This is a genomic window from Olivibacter sp. SDN3, assembly GCF_014334135.1.
Taxonomy (GTDB): domain Bacteria; phylum Bacteroidota; class Bacteroidia; order Sphingobacteriales; family Sphingobacteriaceae; genus Olivibacter.
The window spans coordinates 1,151,518-1,171,870 of record NZ_CP060497.1 but is presented as its reverse complement, the minus strand read 5'-3'; the positions used below and the strand labels follow the sequence as shown (position 1 = coordinate 1,171,870).

The window sequence follows — 20,353 nt, the reverse complement described above, 5'->3', positions numbered from 1 at the left end:
ATTTCAGAGCGCGATGAAAATAAAGTTTTAAGCAAAGATGGTTCATATGATATCGCTTTAACCTTTCTGTTTAGAACCAACAAACTTAGTAAATAGGTTGCTTTTTACAAGGAACTTTTTACTCATGCCCATTCGGCAAGGTGGGGTACACAGATCTTAGATACAAAATAAATTTCCAGGCGGTATACGAAAGGTGTTAAATCAGTGGTTTCACTTTAGAATTTTTGGTAAGTTTCAGCCCGTTGGTTTCACTGATCAGATTTAATCCAGGCTTTTTCCCTTTTTCCAAAGAACCGTATGTTTTGTCAATGCCAAGATACTTTGCGCCGTTTAATGTAGCCCATTTTATTGTTTCAGTGAGCTCCAGATAAGCAAAATGTTCCTGAAGGGTGATCAACTCCGAGAGTATACAGAGCTTATCATTAGCTGCCAGACTGTCTGTTCCTATAGTAATGGATTGTTCCTGGTCTAAAAATAAGTCAATCTTGGGTAATTTGCCCTCGATGTAAAGGTTAGCATTTGGACAGAAACACCAAGTGACATCACCTCCAAAGCGATCAACAAAAAAGATGTCTTTCATGTTGGTGTAGGTGTTATGCACAAATAATACCGGCTGTTTCTTTGGAAGTAAAGGCACAATCGTCTGAATGGAATCTCTAGCTTGGGCTTTGAAAAAATCGATGTTTTTGTTGATTTTTTTGTAGAAATCGACAAAACCGCCAGTCTTATAGCGAAAGAATTTATTCTCCTCTTCAGTTTCCTGATTGTGTATGCTTAACAGATTGCGTTCAGGATGATGTAGTTGCTTAAGGAACCGATAAATTTCTTTGCAAACAGAGTAGGGAGCATGAGGCGTAATGGAGGAATGCTGTTTGTCAAATTCCTCGCAAAGCGCTAACCCTTCCCTAAAGGCATCCTGTGCTTTTTCAGGCTCAAAACAAAGAATTTCAACGAAAGTATGGTAATAAATCGGACTTTGTTGCTTAATCTCTTTCGAGATTGATTGATTGACAATATCTCCCACAGCGACGATTCCATTGGCTTTCATTTCTTTGTCGGCATCGGCCATCGCAGTACGGATACCATCGTCATCAGCTTTGCGCGTATTTATTACAGCTTCAATAAAAGGGATTAAGCCGGTGCCCTTTGATAGCTTTCCGCGCAGATGAGATAACTCGAGGTGGCAATGCGTATTTACAAACCCGGGGGTAATGATACCCTCATGTTTGCTGATGGGTTTGCCCGTGATTTCGTCAGCACCAGGCTCATATATACCCGTAATCTCCCCATCGTCTTTCATGCCAATTACGCCATCTTGAATGGGATTGTCAGAAACGGGAAGAATATAGTCTGCCGAGTAATAATTTACCATGATGCCAGAAATTCAGTAAAATTATAAAGTGTTAGTGTTCTTTTTTAATAATAATGGGCAATGTTAGCAAAAAAATTGAAACAAACGAAATTTGATTTATTCACAATGCACTTGAACAACAAAGGATTATACTCTTTTGTCCTAAAAAAGCGGTATATTTGCGTGGTGAATGCAATAGCAAAAAAAGTAGATATCAGATCCTTAACGCTCAGCCAACTAAGGGATAAATTACAAGAGCTGGGTGAGCAAAGCTTTAGGGCAAAGCAAGTTTATGAATGGTTGTGGAAAAAGTCGTCCACAGATTTTGACCAGATGACCAACTTGAGTATTGCGCTGCGCGAAAAATTGAAACAGTATTTTGTAATTAACTATGTGTCGGTTGATCAATCTCAATTTAGTGCCGATAGAACGATAAAAAGTACGTTTAGACTTTACGACGGTAATATCATCGAGGGCGTGCTAATACCTGCTCCAGAACGGATGACGGCTTGTGTGAGCTCACAAGTCGGCTGCAGCTTAACCTGTAAATTCTGTGCTACCGGTTATATGGACCGCAAAAGAAACCTAAACGCAGATGAAATATATGATCAAGTAGTATTGATCAATAAACAGGCGGAACAAAATTATGATCATCAACTGACAAATATTGTGTATATGGGGATGGGAGAACCTTTACTTAATTATGGCAATATGATGAAATCGATTGATTATATCATATCTCCTGAGGGATTGAATATGGCCGCCAAGCGTATTACTGTCTCCACTGCAGGAATAGCTAAAATGATCAAGAAATTAGGTGACGATGAGGTACGGTTTAACCTTGCCTTATCTTTGCATGCTGCGAACGATGCGAAGCGGAACGAAATTATGCCCATTAATGAGCAAAATTCTTTATCAGCTTTAGCAGACGCATTAAAATATTATTTTGCGAAGACAAAAAACCCGGTAACCTATGAATATATCGTCTTTCATGGCTTCAATGATGAGTTGAACGATGCGGCTGAATTGGCTTACTTCTGCAAACATGTACCGTGTAAAGTAAATATTATCGAATATAACCCTATTGCCTTTGCCGATTTTAAGAATGCAGCGGGCGATAAGATTGATCAGTTTGCAGCATTTTTAAGAAAAAAGGGAATCGTTACTAATGTGCGGCGCAGCAGAGGAAAAGATATCGATGCTGCCTGTGGTCAACTGGCAGTAAAAGATAAACATAAAGAATTGATCAGTTAGCCTTTTAGTAGACCCGTTTTCTGCATACTAATTATACAGAGATGAGTGTAGCCGCATATATAAAAGATTTTGTTTCTTTATTTTATCCGGACTTATGTGTTGGATGTAATACCTTCTTATATGATCATGAGCAGTTAATATGTTCTTATTGTTGGTACAACCTCCCCGTTACTAATTTTCATCGGGATAGTGAAAATGCATCTGCGAAGCAGCTCTGGGGAAGAGTAAAGCTGAAAAACGTTGCTTCTTATCTCTATTTCGGTAAAGGGTCCAATGTACAGCAGATCCTTCATCACCTTAAATATTTTTCAAAACCTAAAATTGGTTTGATGCTTGGCGAAGAATATGGAAAGATGTTGAGCAGAACTGATTTTAACACAGCTGAAATAATTGTGCCTGTTCCGTTACATCCAAAGAAGATGAAGACAAGAGGCTATAATCAGAGTGCGTATTTTGGAGAAGGCATGAGTACGTCGATGAATATTCCAATGATTATCGATAACCTGATAAGACACACCCTGGCCGAATCTCAAACGACAAAGAAACGCTATGAGCGTTACGAAAATATGCGAACCATTTTTAAAGTAAAGCAGCCGGAGGTCTTTGCGGATAAGCATATACTTTTGGTCGATGATGTACTCACTACAGGAGCGACAATAGAAGCATGTGCGCAGCAGTTATTGGAGATTCCCGGTGTTAAAGTCAGTGTTGCAACATTGGCCTATACGAAATGAAATAAAGTACCTATAGTGACCATAATGCCCGTCGTTTCCGTTTGGGCAATTTAAAGAGCCATAAATCACGGACCTAGTTTCTAAACTAAAATCGGCTTATTAATCTAGTTGCTTATATATAACTATACATTCCTCCGTCAGGTTATGGTTAAACGCTATATTAACTAAGTACAAACAAAGGGTTAGTAAAGAGTTAACAAGGGGTTAACAAAGGTAAACCCCTGTTAACCCCTTGTTGACTCTTTGTTAAACCAATGCTAAATGTTATTTGGCGAGAAAAGTGAGGCGGGTTTGGTATTGAGTAGGGTAGCGTAAGCGGTGGTCAAAAATCGTTTGAAAATTAACGATAGTACTAATTGGGGTGTCCTGACGGGATATCGGCGCAGCTTAAACAAAAAAAAGCACCCTTTATTTGGGTGCTTATAGCTATTCGTTAAATAAAATGATCAATTAACTGTACAAAGGGAACTTTGCCATTAATTGTAAAACTTCTTGATGAACTGCATCTAGTATATCTTCATTTTCTGGATTGGCAATAACGCGGTCTATTAATCCTACAATGGTAACCATCTCCGCTTCTTTCAGACCCCTTGTGGTGATAGCAGCTGTCCCCATACGAATACCTGAAGTAACAAACGGTGATTTATCATCAAATGGAACCATGTTTTTATTAGTCGTAATACTCGTTTCGCCTAAAGCAGCTTCTGCCGCTTTACCGCTGATACCTTTATTGCGTAAATCAATTAACATGGAATGATTGTCGGTACCACCTGAGATTATTTTGTACCCCTTTTCTACAAATGCTTCTGCCATGGCTGCAGCATTTTTCTTTACTTGTAGGATATATGCCATATAGTCATCGCTCAAAGCCTCTCCAAAGGCGATAGCCTTTGCTGCGATGATATGTTCTAATGGTCCTCCCTGTGTGCCCGGGAATACAGCCATGTCCAAAAGGGAAGACATTTTTCTAATCTCTCCTTTTGGCGTTTTTAGTCCCCAAGGGTTTTCAAAGTCTTTACCCATCATAATCAGGCCGCCGCGGGGCCCTCTCAGTGTTTTATGTGTTGTAGTAGTTACAATATGGCAGTGCGGTAGCGGATCGCTCAATAGTCCACGCGCAATTAAACCTGCTGGATGCGAGATGTCTGCTACAACTAAGGCGCCTATTTTATCGGCGACTTGCCGAATAAAAGCGTAATCCCAATCGCGGGAATAGGCAGAAGCTCCTACAATAATGGCTTTTGGTTTTTCTCTTAAAGCAGTTTCTTCTAATGCTTTATAGTCTATCAAACCAGTTTCTTTATCAACACCATAGAAATGAGCCTCATATAGTTTGCCTGAAAAGTTTACAGGGGAACCGTGTGTTAAGTGACCGCCATGTGAAAGATCAAAGCCTAAGATTTTATCGCCTGGTTTCAGTATTGCCAAAAATACAGCTGCGTTTGCTTGAGCGCCAGAATGTGGTTGTACATTTACCCATTCTGCGTTGAAAAGTTGTTTGGCACGATCAATGGCAATTTGCTCCACTTGGTCAACTACTTCACAGCCTCCATAATAACGTTTACCGGGCAAACCTTCAGCGTATTTATTGGTCAAAACAGAACCCGCAGCTTCCATTACTTGTGTGCTGACAAAGTTCTCAGAAGCGATGAGTTCTATACCTTCTTCCTGACGTTCTAACTCGTCTTTAATAAGGTCAAATATGATGTGATCTCTTTCCATTAAATATTGATATAATTACCAGATGTAGATTTTGCGCAAACTTAGATAAAATGCTTGACATTCACTAACATCAGTACAACAAATTCAAGGAATTAATTCTTGGGAAGCCATCAGGTGCCCAGCTTTTCTTTAACCCAGAAGTTATTGTACCCGAGACCCAGTTGCAGCTCAAGAAGCTCTTGCTGGAGCATTTCTAAGATGGCTAAAAAGTTATATACAAAATGTACCTTATTTTCGGAGTGCTGTTGAATAGCTTTAAAGTCGAGCTTTTTATTGATGGATAAAAGAGAGGAAATTGTTCGTTTTTGCTGCTCTATGGTGTAAGGGTATTGAACAACCGTATGTTTTACCTGGTTGCTTTTATTGAGGTAGTTACTCATTAGCCGGTCATACACTTTCATGAGCTTATAAAGATCAAAAGAATTAAGCTCTTCCCTCGGGTCGGATTCGGCCGTCGCTAATGTGAGATTATAGGCGATGTTTCCGCGCTTTTCCATCTGAAAGCGGTTGTGCTCTAACGCTTTCAACTCCTCACAAACAGTTTTAAACTTTTTGTATTCGATCAGTTTTTGTACAAGATCTTTTTTAAGGTCGATTTCATTCCCTTCCTCGTCCAGATCGGGACGAGGAAGTAGCATTTTTGCTTTTATGCGCATCAATGTCGATGCGACAAATATGAACTCGCTAGCCAACTCCATATTTAAAGCGTTCATGTGATGAATGTAACCTAAAAAGTCATCGGTTATCTTGGCTATCGGAATATCATGTATATTTAACTCGTCACGTTCTATAAAGAATAGCAGGAGGTCGAAAGGGCCTTCAAATTGGGGGAGTTTAATTTCAAAACCTGCTGTTTGCATGGTCCAAAGGTACAACGTTTTTGACAAATTTATATTTTTAATAATGTTGTCTTCTGAATCGATATGTAATCATTATTTTCATCTGGAGATGCATTATAGCAGATACGCGATTTTACAAAAGGAACGGGTTTGAGTTACGACAGAAAACAAAGCGTTTGCATACTTGTTGAATAGTTGGTCGAGTCAAGAAATAATTGATAAATAAGCTTGAAGAAATATTTGTTACGAATAATAAATGGTTAAAATATACATGTTTTAAGAAATTTGGAGCGTGGTGCCGGTTATTATGTGCCGTTTCCGAAGTTAGGCATGCTAATAGCTATTTTGAATAATTATTCCTTACTTTGTAATCGTTTTTGTCAAAACCTGTATGTATGGATTTTGAACCAGGAAGTTTATTAAAGGAAATAAATAGTCCCTCTGATCTGAAAAGGCTTAAAGAAGCAGATTTAGAGCAAATATGTAAAGAGCTGCGCCAGTATATAGTTGATGTGGTATCAGTATATGGAGGGCATTTTGCAGCGAGTTTAGGCGTTATAGAGTTAACCGTTGCACTTCATTATGTGTTAAATACACCTTATGATCAACTGGTTTGGGACGTGGGGCATCAGGCATACGGTCATAAAATACTTACCGGTCGACGGGATCTTTTCCATACAAACAGGGTGTATAATGGAATCAGTGGCTTTCCGAAAAGGGCCGAAAGTGTTTACGATACTTTCGGTGTAGGGCATTCTTCTACGTCCATTTCTGCCGCATTAGGTATGGCGGTAGCCTCACACTATAAAGGGGAAGAAGATCGTCAACATGTTGCCGTGATCGGTGACGGGTCAATGACTGCTGGAATGGCCTTTGAGGCATTAAATCATGCGGGAATCGAGAAATCCAATTTACTGGTCATCCTTAACGATAACTGTATGGCAATTGATCCTAATGTTGGTGCATTGAAGGAATACCTTACAGATATAACGGTTTCTAAACCGTATAACCGTTTTCGAGATGATATTGCCCATGTACTAAGTAAGATTTCACAAATAGGTCCAGATGCCTTGGGCTTGGCAAAAAAGATTGAAAAGAGCATTAAAGGTACTTTATTAAAGAACAGCAACCTTTTTGAATCACTAAAATTCAGGTATTTTGGACCGGTAGATGGACATGACGTCAAAAGACTTGCTAAGATTATTGACGAACTTCGTGACATTCCTGGTCCAAAGCTCCTTCATTGTATCACCGTAAAGGGAAAAGGGTTTGCTTTAGCAGAGAAAGATCAGACCAAATGGCATGCACCCGGTTTATTTGATAAAATAACCGGAGAAATAAAGAAATCAGTGAGTGATAAACCTGTTGCCCCTAAATATCAGGATGTTTTTGGACACACCTTGGTTGAACTTGCCGAAAAAAATGATAAAATTATGGGAATTACTCCCGCTATGCCTTCCGGTTCTTCTATGAACATCATGATGAAAGCAATGCCTAATCGTGCTTTTGATGTAGGAATTGCTGAGCAGCATGCGGTAACATTTTCTGCCGGGTTAGCGACTCAGGGGATGGTTCCATTTTGTAATATCTATTCCAGTTTTATGCAGCGTGCTTATGATCAGGTGATTCATGATGTCGCTTTGCAGAACCTAAATGTAGTGTTCTGCTTAGACCGTGCAGGTATTGCGGGTGCCGATGGACCAACGCACCACGGTGCTTATGATCTTGCCTATATGCGTTGTGTTCCGAACCTAAAGGTTGCTGCTCCAATGAATGAAGAGGAGTTGCGTAACCTGATGTATACGGCGCAACAAGAAGATCGAGGGCCATTTGTGCTGAGATATCCGAGAGGACAAGGGGTAATGCCCGATTGGCGCAGACCATTTAAAGAAGTTGCAATAGGTAAGGGGAGGAAGATCTGTGATGGAGAGGACCTTGCTATTCTTAGTCTTGGCCACATTGGAAATGAAGTAGTCAAAGCATGCGTATCTTTAAATGCAGACGGAATTGTACCGGCACATTATGACATGCGCTTTGTAAAACCTATTGACGAGCAGCTTTTACATGAAGTTTTCAGGAAGTTCAAAAAAGTTGTTACTGTTGAAGATGGATGTATACAGGGCGGGATGGGTAGTGCTGTTTTGGAATTCATGGCCGATCATTCATATACAGCACAAGTTATAAGGCTAGGTATACCCGACAGATTTGTTGATCACGGAGAGCAACCGCAGCTTTGGGCAGAATGCGGCTACGATGCCAATGGCGTTATTCATGCCGTGAAGAAACTAGCTCATGCTCACAAAACGAGTACCATGGCAGGATAGGATCAGTGATCTGCTATTTCTTTTCTAATTTCACGCTAAGATGCGCTTTATATAAAACCAATTGCTTGCAGGTATTTTTGCATCATGAGCAAAGATACTTCTCTATTTTTTAGGAGTTTGGCAGTAATTGCAGGGATGCTATTACTTTTTAATCTGGTGGCATGTAATACTACTGATGCTGCTAAGGGGGCTTCTGATACCTATAATATAAAAGTTATTGATTCAAGAGGGAAAGCTATTCAGCTCGCCGAACCAGCGCGACGTGTAGTTGTGTTGTTTGAGCCCATGGTTGATGAATTATTTATGTTGGAAGCCAATAATCGTATTATTGGGATTCCTGAACAGGTTTATCAAAATGAATCATCATATGCCTTTTTTTCTAAGTTGGACGAACGCATAGCGCGTAAGTCGATAGCTGCCCCCACCTTTGGGGGGCGTGCGAACAATGTGGAATCCATTATTGGATTGGGGCCGGATTTGGCCATCGTTTATGAGCAGGATAAGGAAACCATCACCCAGTTGGAAGGGCTGAATATCCCGGTTTATGCTGTTTCGAGTAAAAATAAGGAAAGTATTTACAGGGAACTACGTGGCGTGGCGATGCTATTGGACAAAAGTGATAGAGCAGAGGAACTGATTTCCTTTGTGGAAAAAGATTTGGCCAAAATGATCAGACCAGCAGCGGAGACGCGTAAAAAGGTGTACTATGCATGGTCCAAAGGGCGTATCCTGTCTACTTCAGGCAAGGGTTCACTTATGGATCTTTCCATCGAGGCGGCCGGTGCCGAGAATGCTTGTCCGTTAACCATGGAATCGCCCAATATCGGAGCGGAAATGCTTTACAAATGGAACCCGGATATTATCGTCTTGTGGAACTCGAAGCTGGAAGACGTCTATCGTTTAAAGGAATTGGAGTCCCTTCCGGCTGTGGCGAATAAGCAGGTGTATGTTTTATCGCCTACCTTTAATTTTGATCCGCACACGATTAAGTTTATGCTTTTCGCTAAACAGCTGCGGTATTGGTGTTATCCGGAGGAAGGCGCCGAACAATTGGAGATCGAAATCCAGGAAAGCTTGGACAAACTGTACAACAGGAGAAATCGGGAGGCATAATAGATGCAGGTGTATAGGCGTTTAAAAATCCTTTTGCTTATTGTTGTGCCGGTTGTTGTACTATTCTTTTCGCTTTCATTGGGGAGTACGAGTTATGTAGGTCTATCGGATTTGGCCGGATATACCTTAACAGCTGTGCGGCGTTTTTGGGGAGAAGAGCTGGGTGTAGCCAAGTCTGACATAGAAATTATCCTTTGGCAGGTACGCCTGCCACGTATCCTGCTGACTTTTTTGGTCGGTGCGGCCCTGGCCGTTTCGGGTGGGGTGTTACAGGCTATCTTCAGAAATCCAATTGTAGATCCCTTTTCGTTGGGTATATCTTCGGGGGCGGCTTTTGGGGCCGCATTGTCTATGCTGGTGCCGCTGATCCCGATTAATCTATCGGCTTTTATATTTGGTATGATAGCGGTGGGTATTACCTATCTCGTTTCCTATTCGGGTGTAAGGACGTCGTTGGTGACGATGGTGTTGTCTGGAATGATTATCACGGGAGTTTTTACGGCATTCCTGACCATACTACAATATTTGAGTGATCCATACAAGTTACAGGCCATTGTGCAGTGGACTATGGGCAATCTACACACGGCCTCCTGGGATAAGGTGCATACCGCCTTTTTACCGATCGTAGGTGGATTGTTGGCCACTGCAGCCTTCCGTTGGAAGCTTAATTTATTGGCGCTGGGTGATCAGGAAGCGATGGCTGTAGGAGTCAACCCCAGAAATATAAAGTTTATCGTAGTGGGGCTGGCCACGATGATTACGGCTTCGGCTGTTGCCTCGGCCGGCATGATCAGCTTATTCGGGCTGATTGTACCGCATATTAGCCGTATTATTTTTGGGCCGAATAATCAGATCGGTGTTTTTGCCAACATGAGTATCGGTGGAACATTTCTGCTGTTGATTGACAACTTTTCCCGGGCTGTGATGCCCTTTGAAATTCCGGTAGGTGTATTTACTATGATATTGGGTGCGCCTCTATTTATTTATCTGATGCGTAGAAATGCTGTAAACTGGAACGCATGACAGAATTGATACAGATTAACAGCCTATCTTTTTCTTTTGGTAAGCAGCAAGTGCTCGCTGAACTAAAAGCTAATTTCTATGCGGAGGAATTGACGGTTATTCTCGGCAGAAACGGCAGCGGGAAATCGACACTTTTCAATATCTTGTCGGGCATGGAGCGTCAATATACCGGCGAAGTGTGGTTTGACGGTAAAGAACGCAAGCATATCAAAGCCGGGAAGGAAAGTAGCGTTCGGATTGGCTTCATGACACAGTTTCATCAAACGACTTTTCCATTTACCGTTTTTGATGTGGTCTTGACTGGACGCGCCGCGTTTTCCAGATTTGCGCCCCGTCGGCTAGATTTTGATTTGGTGGAAGAAAGCCTGCAAGCGTTTCAGTTATGGCATTTAAGGGATAAACCATACACTTCTCTTTCGGGGGGCGAACGGCAGCTGGTATTACTATGCCGTATTTTGGTACAGCAACCTGATGTTTTATTGCTGGATGAACCAACCAACCATCTCGATTTACATTATCAGGTAGCGGTGCTGGAACACCTTAAACGTCTGGTAAAAGCGGGGACTACCGTGGTATGCGTGATGCACGATCCTAACCTGGCGTTTCTGTATGGCGACCGATTTTATGTGATGCGGGACAAAAAGCTGCATCCGTTGGAAGAAAAAGAGGAGGAAGGCCTGTTGTCTACCTTAGAAAAGACATATCATGTGGCTTTAACCAGCCTCCACCATGAAGGGCGAACATTGATAATCCCTAAGCTAAAGCAGCGATGATGAATGATATAAAAATATTACCGGTAGGCGACCGCGACCGAGAGGAAGTAGTCGCTTACGTATTGGAAACCCGAAAAGAACTGTTTCCGATGCTCAATCATGAGGTTATGCCGAAAGATTTGCAGACGTTTTCTTCGACCTATGTGGATACCTCTATAGGTACATTTCTTCAGGCACGTACGTCGCAAGGGAATCTTATCGGTACGATTGGAATGATGGCGTACGATCACCGGTTCCCATACTGGTCTTTTACAGGAAACAAGATTGTGGAGGTGGCTCGACTCTTTGTAGAACCTGCTTATCGGAAACTTGGACTGGGTACACAATTGGTGCAAGAGTTGAAAAAGACAGGGCATAGACAAGGAGTTGAACTGCTGTATTTGCATACACATCCTTTTTTGGAGGGTGCATACAACTTTTGGTTGAAGCAGGGATTTGACCTGGTTATGTGTTGTGAAGAGTCTGGTTTTGAGACCTTCCATATGGTGATTGATAAAACAAAAGTGATAAGGAGAAATACAGTGAATTTTTTTACTGAAAACAATCAATTATGAGAATTTTTTCTACAGTCGTTTTCTTGCTGCTTTCTATTGTTGGTGCCTATGCCCAGACGGTTTCTTTAACCGGTCGGGTTACCGGTAGCCAAGGTAATGGTCTCTCTGCCGTAACACTGAGAGTTGATCAATACGTCACGCAAACGAGCACAAACGGTTATTTTTCATTTTCCGAAAAGGTACAGCTACCCGCGACAATAAGGGTAACTGCCGTTGGTTATGCCGAGCAAACAATAGGACTGGATAGCAGCTTTTCTGCTTCTGAGGGTTTGTCAATCCAACTTGCACCTGCCGATGTTGCGTTGGAGGAAGTGTTGGTTACTGGTAGGCGGAATAATTCCTATTTAGTCAATACAGCCGAATTAGGCGGAAAGTTTTCGGGTATCCTAAAAGACCTGCCACAATCGGTATCATTGGTGAGTAGGGAATTTATGGAGGATAGACAGGCTTTTGTCATTACCGACATGGTACAGGATTTGGCGGGGGTCAATCAAGCTTCCGCCTATGATGATTTAACGATACGTGGGTTCAATAGCGGTTACACCAGCGGCTTAAGGCTCGTGAACGGTATGCGTTCCGCTTATGGCTACGGTACCAGTTTCTGGCGTACGCCCATGACAGCGAACTTAGAAAGTATAGAAGTGCTGAAAGGGCCGGGGGCATCGCTCTTTGGGGATATTGTACCGGGTGGCACGGTTAACCTCGTTACGAAAAGGCCACTTGAAGAACAGAAAACCAGTATTGGCTTTGCGGTGGGAAGCTTTCAAACGCTACGCTCCACACTGGATATGGGCGGCCCATTGGATCAGGATAAGAAGTTTTTGTACCGACTCAACATCGCTTATGAAAACTCGCGTACCTTTCGGGATAACAACCAGCGGAAGAACATATTGGTGGCTCCATCATTTACATTTCGTCCGGCTGAGGGTACCCAAATTGATGTGGACTTGACCTATGACGATTTTGATGGTTTTCTTGATAGAGGCCTTGTTATCCGAAATAACGATTTCTATGCACAGGATAGGGCCTTCAATGTAAATCAACCTACAGATTTTTATCGCTCAAAGTTCTTGTCGTTCTCGACCCGGTTCTCGCAGCATATTACCCATGACCTATCTATACATGTGAACTATATGAAATCGATCTATAGTGAGGATTTGAATGAGTTCCGTACACTCAATACCTTTGCGAATCCGCCGCAAAACACGATCATGAACATGCGCTTCCTTTCGAAAAATGTTAAGGACTACACGGATAACTTGGTCAGTTACCTCAGTTATAATTTTAGAAGGCCGGGGCATGACCATCGTTTGGTTTTTGGTGTGGATTATGCACAATATGGAGGCGATAGAAACAATGTGCAGCGTGAGGCGAGGCGTCGTATGCTCGATGGAGAAGAGGTGCCTTTGACCATTGATCTGGAAAAGCCTGTTCGGGACGTTATCGATGTAGGTTCCTACCTATGGCTGGATCAAGCCGAATTCCCCTTCCTCAATCCTTATAGAAGTTATGGTTTTTATCTGCAAGATCAGATGACAATTGGCAGCCGTTTGCATCTTATCATGGGGTTACGTCATGAATACTATCGCTCCAGCAGTGCAGATTTAGCACAATCGTATGAAACAACCCAGCATAGCTGGTTGCCACGGTTTGGTTTGACCTATCAGATCAATCACCAAATGAATTACTTTGCCAGCTATTCACAGGGTTATGTTCCGGTAGGGGCTGATTTTATCCACAATTATGAACAATACGGCGCAGACAGGCCATTTGGTGCGGAGCGCAGCTTCCAAGTGGAGACCGGTTTGAAGACAGGTTTTTTTGATAACCAATTGCAGACCGAGCTCTCTTTATTTCATATCTCCCGGCAGAATATGATGATTGCCTCCGGTGAAATTAGCGATAGTGGCTTCCCTGTCTACAGACAGTCTGGGGAGGTGATTTCCCGCGGAGTAGAACTGGATTTTCGGGGACAGATAACCAGGGAGTTTCAGGTGATGGCCAACTATAGCTTTAACCATACCGAGGTAAAAGCGTCTTCCATCGCGTCAGAAGTAGGGATGCCACTAGCCAATGCACCTAAACACATGGGAGGTCTCTGGATGAAATACGTCATTCCAAATGCCGCACTAAAGGGCCTGGGCTTTGGTGCAGGAACGAATTTTGTGAGTGGGAGACGGATGGAAAATCCCGTAACTGAGGATGCCGATGGTAATCAATTATGGGATGAGTGGCCTGCGTATCAGGTGTGGAATGCTGCAGTGTATTACTACTTGCGTGGCGTAAGACTGACGCTTAACCTGAATAATATTACCGACAAGTATTATTATCTCGGCGGTTTTGATTATACCCGCGGTTTTGTAGGCACACCACGAAATGTGATGTTATCTATGGGCTTTTCTTTTTAATCGGAGCATCTTCACTATTTATGATAAGGCTGGAGCATATCCTGCGGTAATAACTGTCTGCTTTCAATAGAGACGGCCGAACCATATTGATGCAGAAGCGCCTGATAGAGCCGGCCATCATAAGCTAAGCAGAGCGTCTGTTGCCCGGCCAAAAATAGGGGTAAATGCTGATTGCCCACAGCTGAACAAAAAAGTCCTACGGTTGTTAAATCAGCTGTGGTTAATACAATGCAATCACAGGGTTTTATACGTATCAGCACTGCTGTATTGTCATCGGCCCATAAGATATCACCATCGAATAGGGGCTTTTTTTCCCTTTTTTGAATGAAAAAATTTAGTCCACCGGTACTTTGTCGTTTTATCGTTTTACGATTAACTTCAAACCATTCTATATCCAGATAGTCGATATCCTTTTCATTGTTTAACGAAGCATCACAGATAACTTCTACTTTTATTTCGGGTGTAGGCATCGTATACCATTTTATGTATTGGACGCTATTTTATTATTTTTCTTTTGATTGACTTTGCTTTTTAACCAATCGCACCATTGGTCGATTCCTTCACCGGTGATGCTGCTCAGTGATATAACGTCCAATTTGGCATTTACTTCACGTGCATCTATCGTTGCCGCTTCCACGGAAAAAGGAACATAAGGTAAAAGATCTGCTTTGGATACCACCATTAACTCGCTGGTGAGAAACATGCGCGGGTATTTCTTAGGCTTATCGTCACCCTCGGTGGCGGCCAACAAGGTGACGCGATAATCTTCACCGAGGTCGAATGCGGCAGGGCATACCAGGTTTCCTACATTTTCAATGATAAGTAAGTCGACATCCGACAAATCAATATGGTCGATTGCCTGTAAGATCATTTGCGCTTCAATATGGCACATGCCGCCAGTTACGATCTGTAAGGCATCGATACCTACGCTCTTTAACCTTACCGCATCACGCTCCGTTTCCGGATCACCAACGAGCACGGCTATCTTCAGCTCTTTTCCTATACGTTTGCCGGTTTCCTGCAAGAGCGTTGTTTTGCCGCTGCCTGGCGAAGAGCAAATATTCACAATCGTGATATCCGGCAATTTATCCCGTATTGCTTTAGCGACAAAGTCGTTAGCTTTAAGCAAGTTTAATGTGGTGTTATCGCATTGGACAGACCCTACAGGTGCCCTGTTGCTCTTTGGATTCGTTTCCATATTCATTATCATATCGTTTATGTTTTATTTGCAAATATTACCTGACTGATCTGCAGTTCTTCCCCTTGTACAATTTTATCCGAAGGTTTCCCACAAGGGCAAACAAATCGATGAAGGTGTACCTCGAAGTCTCTGGCACAGTTGGCGCAATGGGCTATAATGGGCAAGAGTTTAACCTCCAGCTCGGTATCCGCATACTGCGGTTCATCCTCAATGAAGGCTTCAAAGGCATTTTGTATCAATATGGGTTGCACATTGCTGAGCAAACCCGCGTGGATTTCTACTTTGATAATATCCCGATAGTTATTTGGATATTCTTCTTCCAATACCTTGAAAATATCTCTAACAATGGTGATTTCATGCATAAGCATCTATTTTTAAAGCGGCTGCTTTATTTTCTTTATGCCTTGTTTTTTTTATCGTCTTCTTTTGTGCCGGCGATTTTTTTATTTGGCCAGCGGGTATGGATATAGGTTCCTGGGGTTTCTCTGATTTTTCTGTGATTTTATGTTGAGTAAAATCCCAGCATAACTGCCCCAGCATGGTCATGAAGTTATACAATAGCTCTCCATCATTCCCAAGTATTCTTATCATGACCATATCATCAGCGCAAGAGGTAAACCCATAAGTGATTTCCTCATATTCGGCCTTTAAAATCTCATCTAATTCCAATTTCAATTCATCGGCATATGGAGAAGCGTATAAAAGTGTCCCCTGATGGGTGTAGCCCTCTAAGAAAAGCATTTTTTTAATCGGTTGCTCTTTGGGTGCGAGGTATTGATTGTCGAAATAACGCAGTCCGTCTGCAAAGAATACCTTGGTTAAACTGTGCAGGCGACTAAAGGCGAAGGATTCGTTCATATGTATCCGGCCACCGCAGATGATGTCGCCCCAGATCAGTGTTGCATGCTTTTGCAGATGAATATTGGTTATCGTCTTGTAGATTGACCCTTTGAACGGTGTGGTAGGATGCGGAATATATTGAAAAAGCCCCTCTTCTTCCACGATAACGTCCATATGCTGCTGCGCCCCCTCAATCATTGGATGCAGTTTATTGAACGCCTGTGTGTACAGCTTGAGCTGGGTATTCGCTTGTAAGTTGACATGAATAGTGAGGGTGTCACCATCCATTACGCCAGGGGAAGCGCTCATGATGATAAGTTCCAGATGGTCGTAGCTATTCCGTGCACCATAATGCACCAATTTGTACGGTGCATTGTGAAAACTGTCTTTCAGTACGCTTCTATTACTTTCCTGTGCTACGTTAATGCTGATAATACTATCCATGTGCTGTTGCTTATTCTTGTTCCAATAAAGCGTATTCTTTAATCCAAGCGATTACTTTATCAAGTCCTTCCAGCTTCATCAGATTAGTAAAGATGAAAGGTCTTTCGCCACGCATTTTTTTGGCATCGCGCTCCATTATGCCAAGATCCGCATTGACATAAGGTGCAAGATCTATTTTGTTAATGATGAGTAAATCCGAACGGGTAATCCCTGGACCGCCCTTACGGGGAATTTTATCGCCCTCAGCTACGTCTATGACGAAGATGGTAACATCTGCGAGATCCGGGCTAAAGGTTGCCGATAAGTTATCGCCGCCACTCTCCACAAAGATGATTTCGGTCTCCGGGAAACGCTCCGCCAGTTCTTCTACCGCTTCAATATTCATTGATGCATCTTCGCGTATCGCGGTATGTGGGCATCCGCCTGTTTCCACCCCCGCAATGCGTTCTGCGGGAAGCGCTGAGTTTTTCATTAAAAATTCAGCATCTTCTCTGGTATAGATATCATTGGTAACCACACATATGTTATACTGATCAGACATCGCTCGGGTGAGCCTTTCTATAAGTGCCGTCTTCCCTGATCCTACAGGGCCGGCTATACCTACTTTGATATAATTTCTCGCTGTTTGTGCCATATGTTATTATGAAATATATAATCTTGTATAAAGCTTTTCGTGCTGCATACTCCTGATATCCTGTGCTATGCAACAGATACCAATCATGTCAGGAGAAACCGCGGCTTGCGTATCCACCAGCTTCTTTATCAGGGGTTGCAACTTAAATAAGATCTCCTGCGCGTCTGTCTGGCTGATAGGTACCAGTTTGGCGCAGTTGGTAACTACCCCATTTAGCGTATTATAATAAAAGGCCGATAGGGCATCCTCGAAGGATATCTTTTGCGCGTGGGCATACATGGCGAAGGCCATGGGATAATGTCCATGCACTTTTTTGCTCAACATCTGCTCCAGATAGGTCTGACAACGCTTTACCGGTTTCAGCTTTTCGGTCAGTTTAAGGAAACGCAAGGCTAATTTTCGGCTTGCCTGCCTTATTTCCAACGGCCCCTTCAGCGCCGTGACCACGCTGTCCAGCTCGCTGACTTTCCGTATACCCGCACGCTTATCACACAGTTGCCAGGTTTGTTGAAAAAAAGCAGCATCATTATAATATATGCTATGCGCCAACAATGTAGTGGCGTATTCCTGTGCACTACGTGTGTCTTTAACGATGCCTTTACTGATATAGGTCTCCAAGCCATAGGAATGGGTGAAACTTCCTATGGGGAACGCTGAGTCAATGATTTGCAATAATGTGAGTAGTGGATTCATCTATTCCTTTGCTTAATTAATATGTTACGATTAACCGTAGGCCAGCGGTGCAAGGCAAGGGTGCTGGTACGATGTATAATCCGGTGTTCTTCTGTAGGGTGAAAACCGCCTCTTGCCAATAAAGCAAAAAGCGGTCTCTCATATGCAGTTATGACCTCTTGTGCATCGTTAATGTAAACCGGGATATGTTTATTGCCTATTTCAAAACATATGGTAGCCATTTCCCTCAACGTTTGTGGACGTACGACCACACAGGCACAGGCACGTATCTTAACCACTAAAGCAAGGTCCGCTTCTATATGTAATATATCGCCATCATAAAGCGGTGCAGCTACCTGTTTGCGTACGGCGATTTCTCTCCCCTCACGCGTTCGCTTTCGGAGGATGTTTTTGTCGGTTTCAAACCACTCCAAAACCAACTCATCGTAAATGCTGAGCCTTGCATTATCACGGATATTACCTAACGCCTTGCCTACACGGATCATTTACATCAAGCCTTTCATTTTTAAAACAAGAAATATCGCTGGGCCATCGGAAGCTCCTTGAGCGGTTCACACGTAGCCAGAACACCATCCACTTTAACTTCATAAGTCTCTGGGTCAACCTCTATATTTGGCGTAGCATTATTATGCACCATATCTTTTTTAAACACATTTCTACATCCTTTAACAGGCAAGGACGTGCGGGCAAGGCCTAGATTTTTGATATTGCCGTTTTCCAAAGAAACCGCCGAAACAAAATTCAGGCAGATCTTCGTCAATGCTTTGCCATAGTACCCAAACATCGGGCGATAGATGATGGGTTGTGGTGTAGGGATAGACGCATTGGCATCACCCATTTTCGATCCGAGGATCATTCCACTTTTGATAATGAGCTCAGGTTTAGCGCCAAACAGTTCAGGTTTCCATAAGACGAGGTCGGCATACTTGCCCGGCTCTATCGATCCTACATATTCGTCAATTCCATGCGCTTTAGCCGGATTTATGGTAAATTTAGAGACATAACGTTTTACCCGGAAATTGTCATTATCTCCTTTTTTATCTTCATCCAAGGCTCCTCTTTGCACCTTCATTTTATGTGCCGTTTGCCAAGTCCTGGAGATGACCTCTCCCACACGGCCCATGGCTTGGCTATCGGAACTCATGATGCTAAAGACACCCATATCCTGCAAAATATCTTCTGCTGCGATGGTTTGCGGACGTATCCTGGAATCAGCAAAGGCAACGTCTTCTTTAACGTTCTTATCCAGGTGATGGCAAACCATTAACATATCCAGGTGTTCCTCAGCGGTATTTACGGTATAGGGCTTTGTTGGATTTGTTGAAGCAGGGAGGATATTCGGATACATGGAAATCTTAATAATATCAGGTGCGTGACCGCCTCCCGCGCCCTCGGTATGGAACGTATGAATAACCCGGCCATCGATCGCGTTGACCGTGTCTTCCAGAAATCCGGCTTCATTCAACGTATCGGTGTGGATGGCTACCTGTACATCATATTTGTCGGCAACTTTCAAAGCGGCATCAATAGTAGCAGGAGTAGAACCCCAGTCTTCATGTATTTTCACACCTAAAGCACCCGCTTCGATTTGTTCTTCGATAGGCCTTGTGGTAGAAACATTCCCCTTACCGAAGAAGCCAACGTTCACCGGAAGGTTTTCAAAAGCTTCCAGCATGCGCTCGATATACCATTTCCCCGAGGTTACGGTAGTCGCCAAAGTACCGTCTACCGGACCTGTTCCTCCTCCGATAAATGTGGTCACACCGCTGTATAAAGCGGTTTCTACCTGTGTCGGGCTGATGAAGTGGATATGCGTATCCACACCGCCGGCAGTAAGGATCATGCCTGCTCCACCATGTACTTCCGTTGACGCACCGATGATCAATCCTTTGGTGATACCATCCTGAACATCGGGGTTACCTGCTTTGCCGATGCCCACAATCTTACCATCTTTTATACCTACATCGCCTTTAACAACACCCCAGTGATCAATAACGATGACATTGGTGATACAGAGATCCAGCACATCCTCATCCCTAAGTGCACGCGCAGACTGCCCCATCCCATCGCGAACCGTTTTTCCTCCACCAAATTTATTTTCCTCGCCGTAAACGGCATAATCTTTCTCAATTTCAATAAAAAGCTCCGTGTCTGCCAGACGCACCTTATCTCCCGTTGTAGGACCAAACAGGGCAGCATATTTATCGCGCGGGATATATAATTCGTTATCGATATATTTTACGGATGCTTCGTCTAAACCTAATCTTTCCAAAGCCAGAGCATCGAGCCCTAAAGCTGTTGTGCCGGCCGTGGTAAGGCCAACCACTTTAATCCATTTTCTTCTACTCCAATTTGACATAATATAAATCGTTTTTGTGAAAACCTATTTTGTAGCCTTTGTACTCTTGAATTTTTTATCTTTCACTTTAGCCAGTGCTGCAGATTT

Annotated in this window: 19 protein-coding genes; 8 read left to right on the top strand and 11 right to left on the bottom strand. The window is 42.9% G+C overall.

Annotated features, from left to right (window positions below; translation table 11 throughout):
• Positions 1-196 precede the first annotated feature (196 nt).
• Positions 197-1,372 carry an amidohydrolase family protein gene (locus tag H8S90_RS04670; RefSeq protein WP_187341422.1) on the bottom strand — a complete coding sequence of 392 codons (1,176 nt, stop codon included), beginning with the start codon at positions 1,370-1,372 and terminating at the stop codon, positions 197-199.
• Between the two features lie 60 nt (positions 1,373-1,432).
• Here H8S90_RS04670 and rlmN point away from each other — a divergent pair, with 60 nt between their 5' ends.
• Together rlmN and H8S90_RS04660 are read left to right on the top strand one after the other, a co-directional pair.
• The gene (gene rlmN, locus H8S90_RS04665) at positions 1,433-2,605 is read left to right on the top strand and encodes a 23S rRNA (adenine(2503)-C(2))-methyltransferase RlmN (protein WP_370525684.1); all 1,173 of its coding nucleotides are present in this window, start codon (positions 1,433-1,435) and stop codon (positions 2,603-2,605) included.
• 41 nt (positions 2,606-2,646) lie between these two features.
• Positions 2,647-3,339, top strand: coding sequence for a ComF family protein (locus tag H8S90_RS04660; RefSeq protein WP_187341421.1), 693 nt, complete (start codon positions 2,647-2,649; stop codon positions 3,337-3,339).
• 450 nt (positions 3,340-3,789) lie between these two features.
• On the opposite strand, the gene glyA is transcribed toward H8S90_RS04660, so the two are convergent.
• Both glyA and H8S90_RS04650 read right to left on the bottom strand, forming a co-directional pair.
• Complete coding sequence (gene glyA / locus H8S90_RS04655; RefSeq protein ID WP_187341420.1) at positions 3,790-5,061, bottom strand: serine hydroxymethyltransferase; 1,272 nt, start codon at positions 5,059-5,061, stop codon at positions 3,790-3,792.
• Between the two features lie 110 nt (positions 5,062-5,171).
• Positions 5,172-5,921: a ScpA family protein gene (locus H8S90_RS04650; RefSeq protein WP_187342925.1), complete on the bottom strand. Its 750-nt coding sequence runs from the start codon at positions 5,919-5,921 to the stop codon at positions 5,172-5,174.
• Between the two features lie 374 nt (positions 5,922-6,295).
• Between H8S90_RS04650 and dxs the strand changes: the two genes are divergently transcribed.
• The 6 genes from dxs (at position 6,296) to H8S90_RS04620 (ending at position 14,095) form a co-directional block, all read left to right on the top strand.
• Positions 6,296-8,224 (top strand): 1-deoxy-D-xylulose-5-phosphate synthase, encoded by a 1,929-nt coding sequence (dxs, locus tag H8S90_RS04645; RefSeq protein ID WP_187341419.1) that lies wholly within the window; start codon positions 6,296-6,298, stop codon positions 8,222-8,224.
• A gap of 84 nt (positions 8,225-8,308) precedes the next feature.
• Positions 8,309-9,337: an ABC transporter substrate-binding protein gene (locus H8S90_RS04640; protein WP_255501823.1), complete on the top strand. Its 1,029-nt coding sequence runs from the start codon at positions 8,309-8,311 to the stop codon at positions 9,335-9,337.
• A gap of 3 nt (positions 9,338-9,340) precedes the next feature.
• Complete coding sequence (locus H8S90_RS04635; protein WP_187341418.1) at positions 9,341-10,360, top strand: iron ABC transporter permease; 1,020 nt, start codon at positions 9,341-9,343, stop codon at positions 10,358-10,360.
• Complete coding sequence (locus tag H8S90_RS04630) at positions 10,357-11,133, top strand: ABC transporter ATP-binding protein (protein ID WP_187341417.1); 777 nt, start codon at positions 10,357-10,359, stop codon at positions 11,131-11,133. Before H8S90_RS04635 ends, H8S90_RS04630 begins: the two co-directional genes overlap by 4 nt.
• Positions 11,130-11,687 carry a GNAT family N-acetyltransferase gene (locus tag H8S90_RS04625; RefSeq protein ID WP_187341416.1) on the top strand — a complete coding sequence of 186 codons (558 nt, stop codon included), beginning with the start codon at positions 11,130-11,132 and terminating at the stop codon, positions 11,685-11,687. Before H8S90_RS04630 ends, H8S90_RS04625 begins: the two co-directional genes overlap by 4 nt.
• Positions 11,684-14,095 carry a TonB-dependent receptor gene (locus tag H8S90_RS04620; protein WP_187341415.1) on the top strand — a complete coding sequence of 804 codons (2,412 nt, stop codon included), beginning with the start codon at positions 11,684-11,686 and terminating at the stop codon, positions 14,093-14,095. The genes H8S90_RS04625 and H8S90_RS04620 overlap by 4 nt, the downstream gene beginning before the upstream one ends.
• Positions 14,096-14,109: 14 nt before the next feature.
• On the opposite strand, the gene H8S90_RS04615 is transcribed toward H8S90_RS04620, so the two are convergent.
• From H8S90_RS04615 to ureC, 8 genes are read right to left on the bottom strand one after another with little or no spacing between them, the layout of a single operon-like run.
• The gene (locus tag H8S90_RS04615; protein WP_187341414.1) at positions 14,110-14,565 is read right to left on the bottom strand and encodes an urease accessory protein UreE; all 456 of its coding nucleotides are present in this window, start codon (positions 14,563-14,565) and stop codon (positions 14,110-14,112) included.
• 11 nt (positions 14,566-14,576) lie between these two features.
• On the bottom strand, positions 14,577-15,305 hold the full coding sequence (gene hypB / locus H8S90_RS04610) for a hydrogenase nickel incorporation protein HypB (protein WP_255501822.1): 729 nt from the start codon (positions 15,303-15,305) through the stop codon (positions 14,577-14,579).
• 5 nt (positions 15,306-15,310) lie between these two features.
• Positions 15,311-15,658: a hydrogenase maturation nickel metallochaperone HypA gene (locus H8S90_RS04605; RefSeq protein ID WP_187341413.1), complete on the bottom strand. Its 348-nt coding sequence runs from the start codon at positions 15,656-15,658 to the stop codon at positions 15,311-15,313.
• On the bottom strand, positions 15,651-16,580 hold the full coding sequence (locus H8S90_RS04600; RefSeq protein ID WP_187341412.1) for an urease accessory protein UreD: 930 nt from the start codon (positions 16,578-16,580) through the stop codon (positions 15,651-15,653). The genes H8S90_RS04605 and H8S90_RS04600 overlap by 8 nt, the downstream gene beginning before the upstream one ends.
• Before the next feature lie 10 nt (positions 16,581-16,590).
• The gene (ureG, locus tag H8S90_RS04595) at positions 16,591-17,214 is read right to left on the bottom strand and encodes an urease accessory protein UreG (protein WP_187341411.1); all 624 of its coding nucleotides are present in this window, start codon (positions 17,212-17,214) and stop codon (positions 16,591-16,593) included.
• Positions 17,215-17,220: 6 nt separating this feature from the next.
• Complete coding sequence (locus H8S90_RS04590) at positions 17,221-17,907, bottom strand: urease accessory protein UreF (RefSeq protein WP_187341410.1); 687 nt, start codon at positions 17,905-17,907, stop codon at positions 17,221-17,223.
• On the bottom strand, positions 17,904-18,392 hold the full coding sequence (locus H8S90_RS04585) for an urease accessory protein UreE (RefSeq protein ID WP_187341409.1): 489 nt from the start codon (positions 18,390-18,392) through the stop codon (positions 17,904-17,906). Before H8S90_RS04585 ends, H8S90_RS04590 begins: the two co-directional genes overlap by 4 nt.
• A gap of 20 nt (positions 18,393-18,412) precedes the next feature.
• Positions 18,413-20,266 (bottom strand): urease subunit alpha, encoded by a 1,854-nt coding sequence (gene ureC, locus H8S90_RS04580; protein WP_187341408.1) that lies wholly within the window; start codon positions 20,264-20,266, stop codon positions 18,413-18,415.
• Between the last annotated feature and the right edge of the window lie 87 nt (positions 20,267-20,353).

What these genes read in the sequence shown, in the direction of transcription:
- H8S90_RS04670 (WP_187341422.1), bottom strand. Translation starts at nt 1,372, where the DNA reads ATGGTAAATTATTACTCGGCAGACTATATTCTTCCCGTTTCTGACAAT.
- rlmN (WP_370525684.1), top strand. Translation starts at nt 1,433, where the DNA reads ATGTTAGCAAAAAAATTGAAACAAACGAAATTTGATTTATTCACAATG.
- H8S90_RS04660 (WP_187341421.1), top strand. Translation starts at nt 2,647, where the DNA reads ATGAGTGTAGCCGCATATATAAAAGATTTTGTTTCTTTATTTTATCCG.
- glyA (WP_187341420.1), bottom strand. Translation starts at nt 5,061, where the DNA reads ATGGAAAGAGATCACATCATATTTGACCTTATTAAAGACGAGTTAGAA.
- H8S90_RS04650 (WP_187342925.1), bottom strand. Translation starts at nt 5,921, where the DNA reads ATGCAAACAGCAGGTTTTGAAATTAAACTCCCCCAATTTGAAGGCCCT.
- dxs (WP_187341419.1), top strand. Translation starts at nt 6,296, where the DNA reads ATGGATTTTGAACCAGGAAGTTTATTAAAGGAAATAAATAGTCCCTCT.
- H8S90_RS04640 (WP_255501823.1), top strand. Translation starts at nt 8,309, where the DNA reads ATGAGCAAAGATACTTCTCTATTTTTTAGGAGTTTGGCAGTAATTGCA.
- H8S90_RS04635 (WP_187341418.1), top strand. Translation starts at nt 9,341, where the DNA reads ATGCAGGTGTATAGGCGTTTAAAAATCCTTTTGCTTATTGTTGTGCCG.
- H8S90_RS04630 (WP_187341417.1), top strand. Translation starts at nt 10,357, where the DNA reads ATGACAGAATTGATACAGATTAACAGCCTATCTTTTTCTTTTGGTAAG.
- H8S90_RS04625 (WP_187341416.1), top strand. Translation starts at nt 11,130, where the DNA reads ATGATGAATGATATAAAAATATTACCGGTAGGCGACCGCGACCGAGAG.
- H8S90_RS04620 (WP_187341415.1), top strand. Translation starts at nt 11,684, where the DNA reads ATGAGAATTTTTTCTACAGTCGTTTTCTTGCTGCTTTCTATTGTTGGT.
- H8S90_RS04615 (WP_187341414.1), bottom strand. Translation starts at nt 14,565, where the DNA reads ATGCCTACACCCGAAATAAAAGTAGAAGTTATCTGTGATGCTTCGTTA.
- hypB (WP_255501822.1), bottom strand. Translation starts at nt 15,305, where the DNA reads ATGATAATGAATATGGAAACGAATCCAAAGAGCAACAGGGCACCTGTA.
- H8S90_RS04605 (WP_187341413.1), bottom strand. Translation starts at nt 15,658, where the DNA reads ATGCATGAAATCACCATTGTTAGAGATATTTTCAAGGTATTGGAAGAA.
- H8S90_RS04600 (WP_187341412.1), bottom strand. Translation starts at nt 16,580, where the DNA reads ATGGATAGTATTATCAGCATTAACGTAGCACAGGAAAGTAATAGAAGC.
- ureG (WP_187341411.1), bottom strand. Translation starts at nt 17,214, where the DNA reads ATGGCACAAACAGCGAGAAATTATATCAAAGTAGGTATAGCCGGCCCT.
- H8S90_RS04590 (WP_187341410.1), bottom strand. Translation starts at nt 17,907, where the DNA reads ATGAATCCACTACTCACATTATTGCAAATCATTGACTCAGCGTTCCCC.
- H8S90_RS04585 (WP_187341409.1), bottom strand. Translation starts at nt 18,392, where the DNA reads ATGATCCGTGTAGGCAAGGCGTTAGGTAATATCCGTGATAATGCAAGG.
- ureC (WP_187341408.1), bottom strand. Translation starts at nt 20,266, where the DNA reads ATGTCAAATTGGAGTAGAAGAAAATGGATTAAAGTGGTTGGCCTTACC.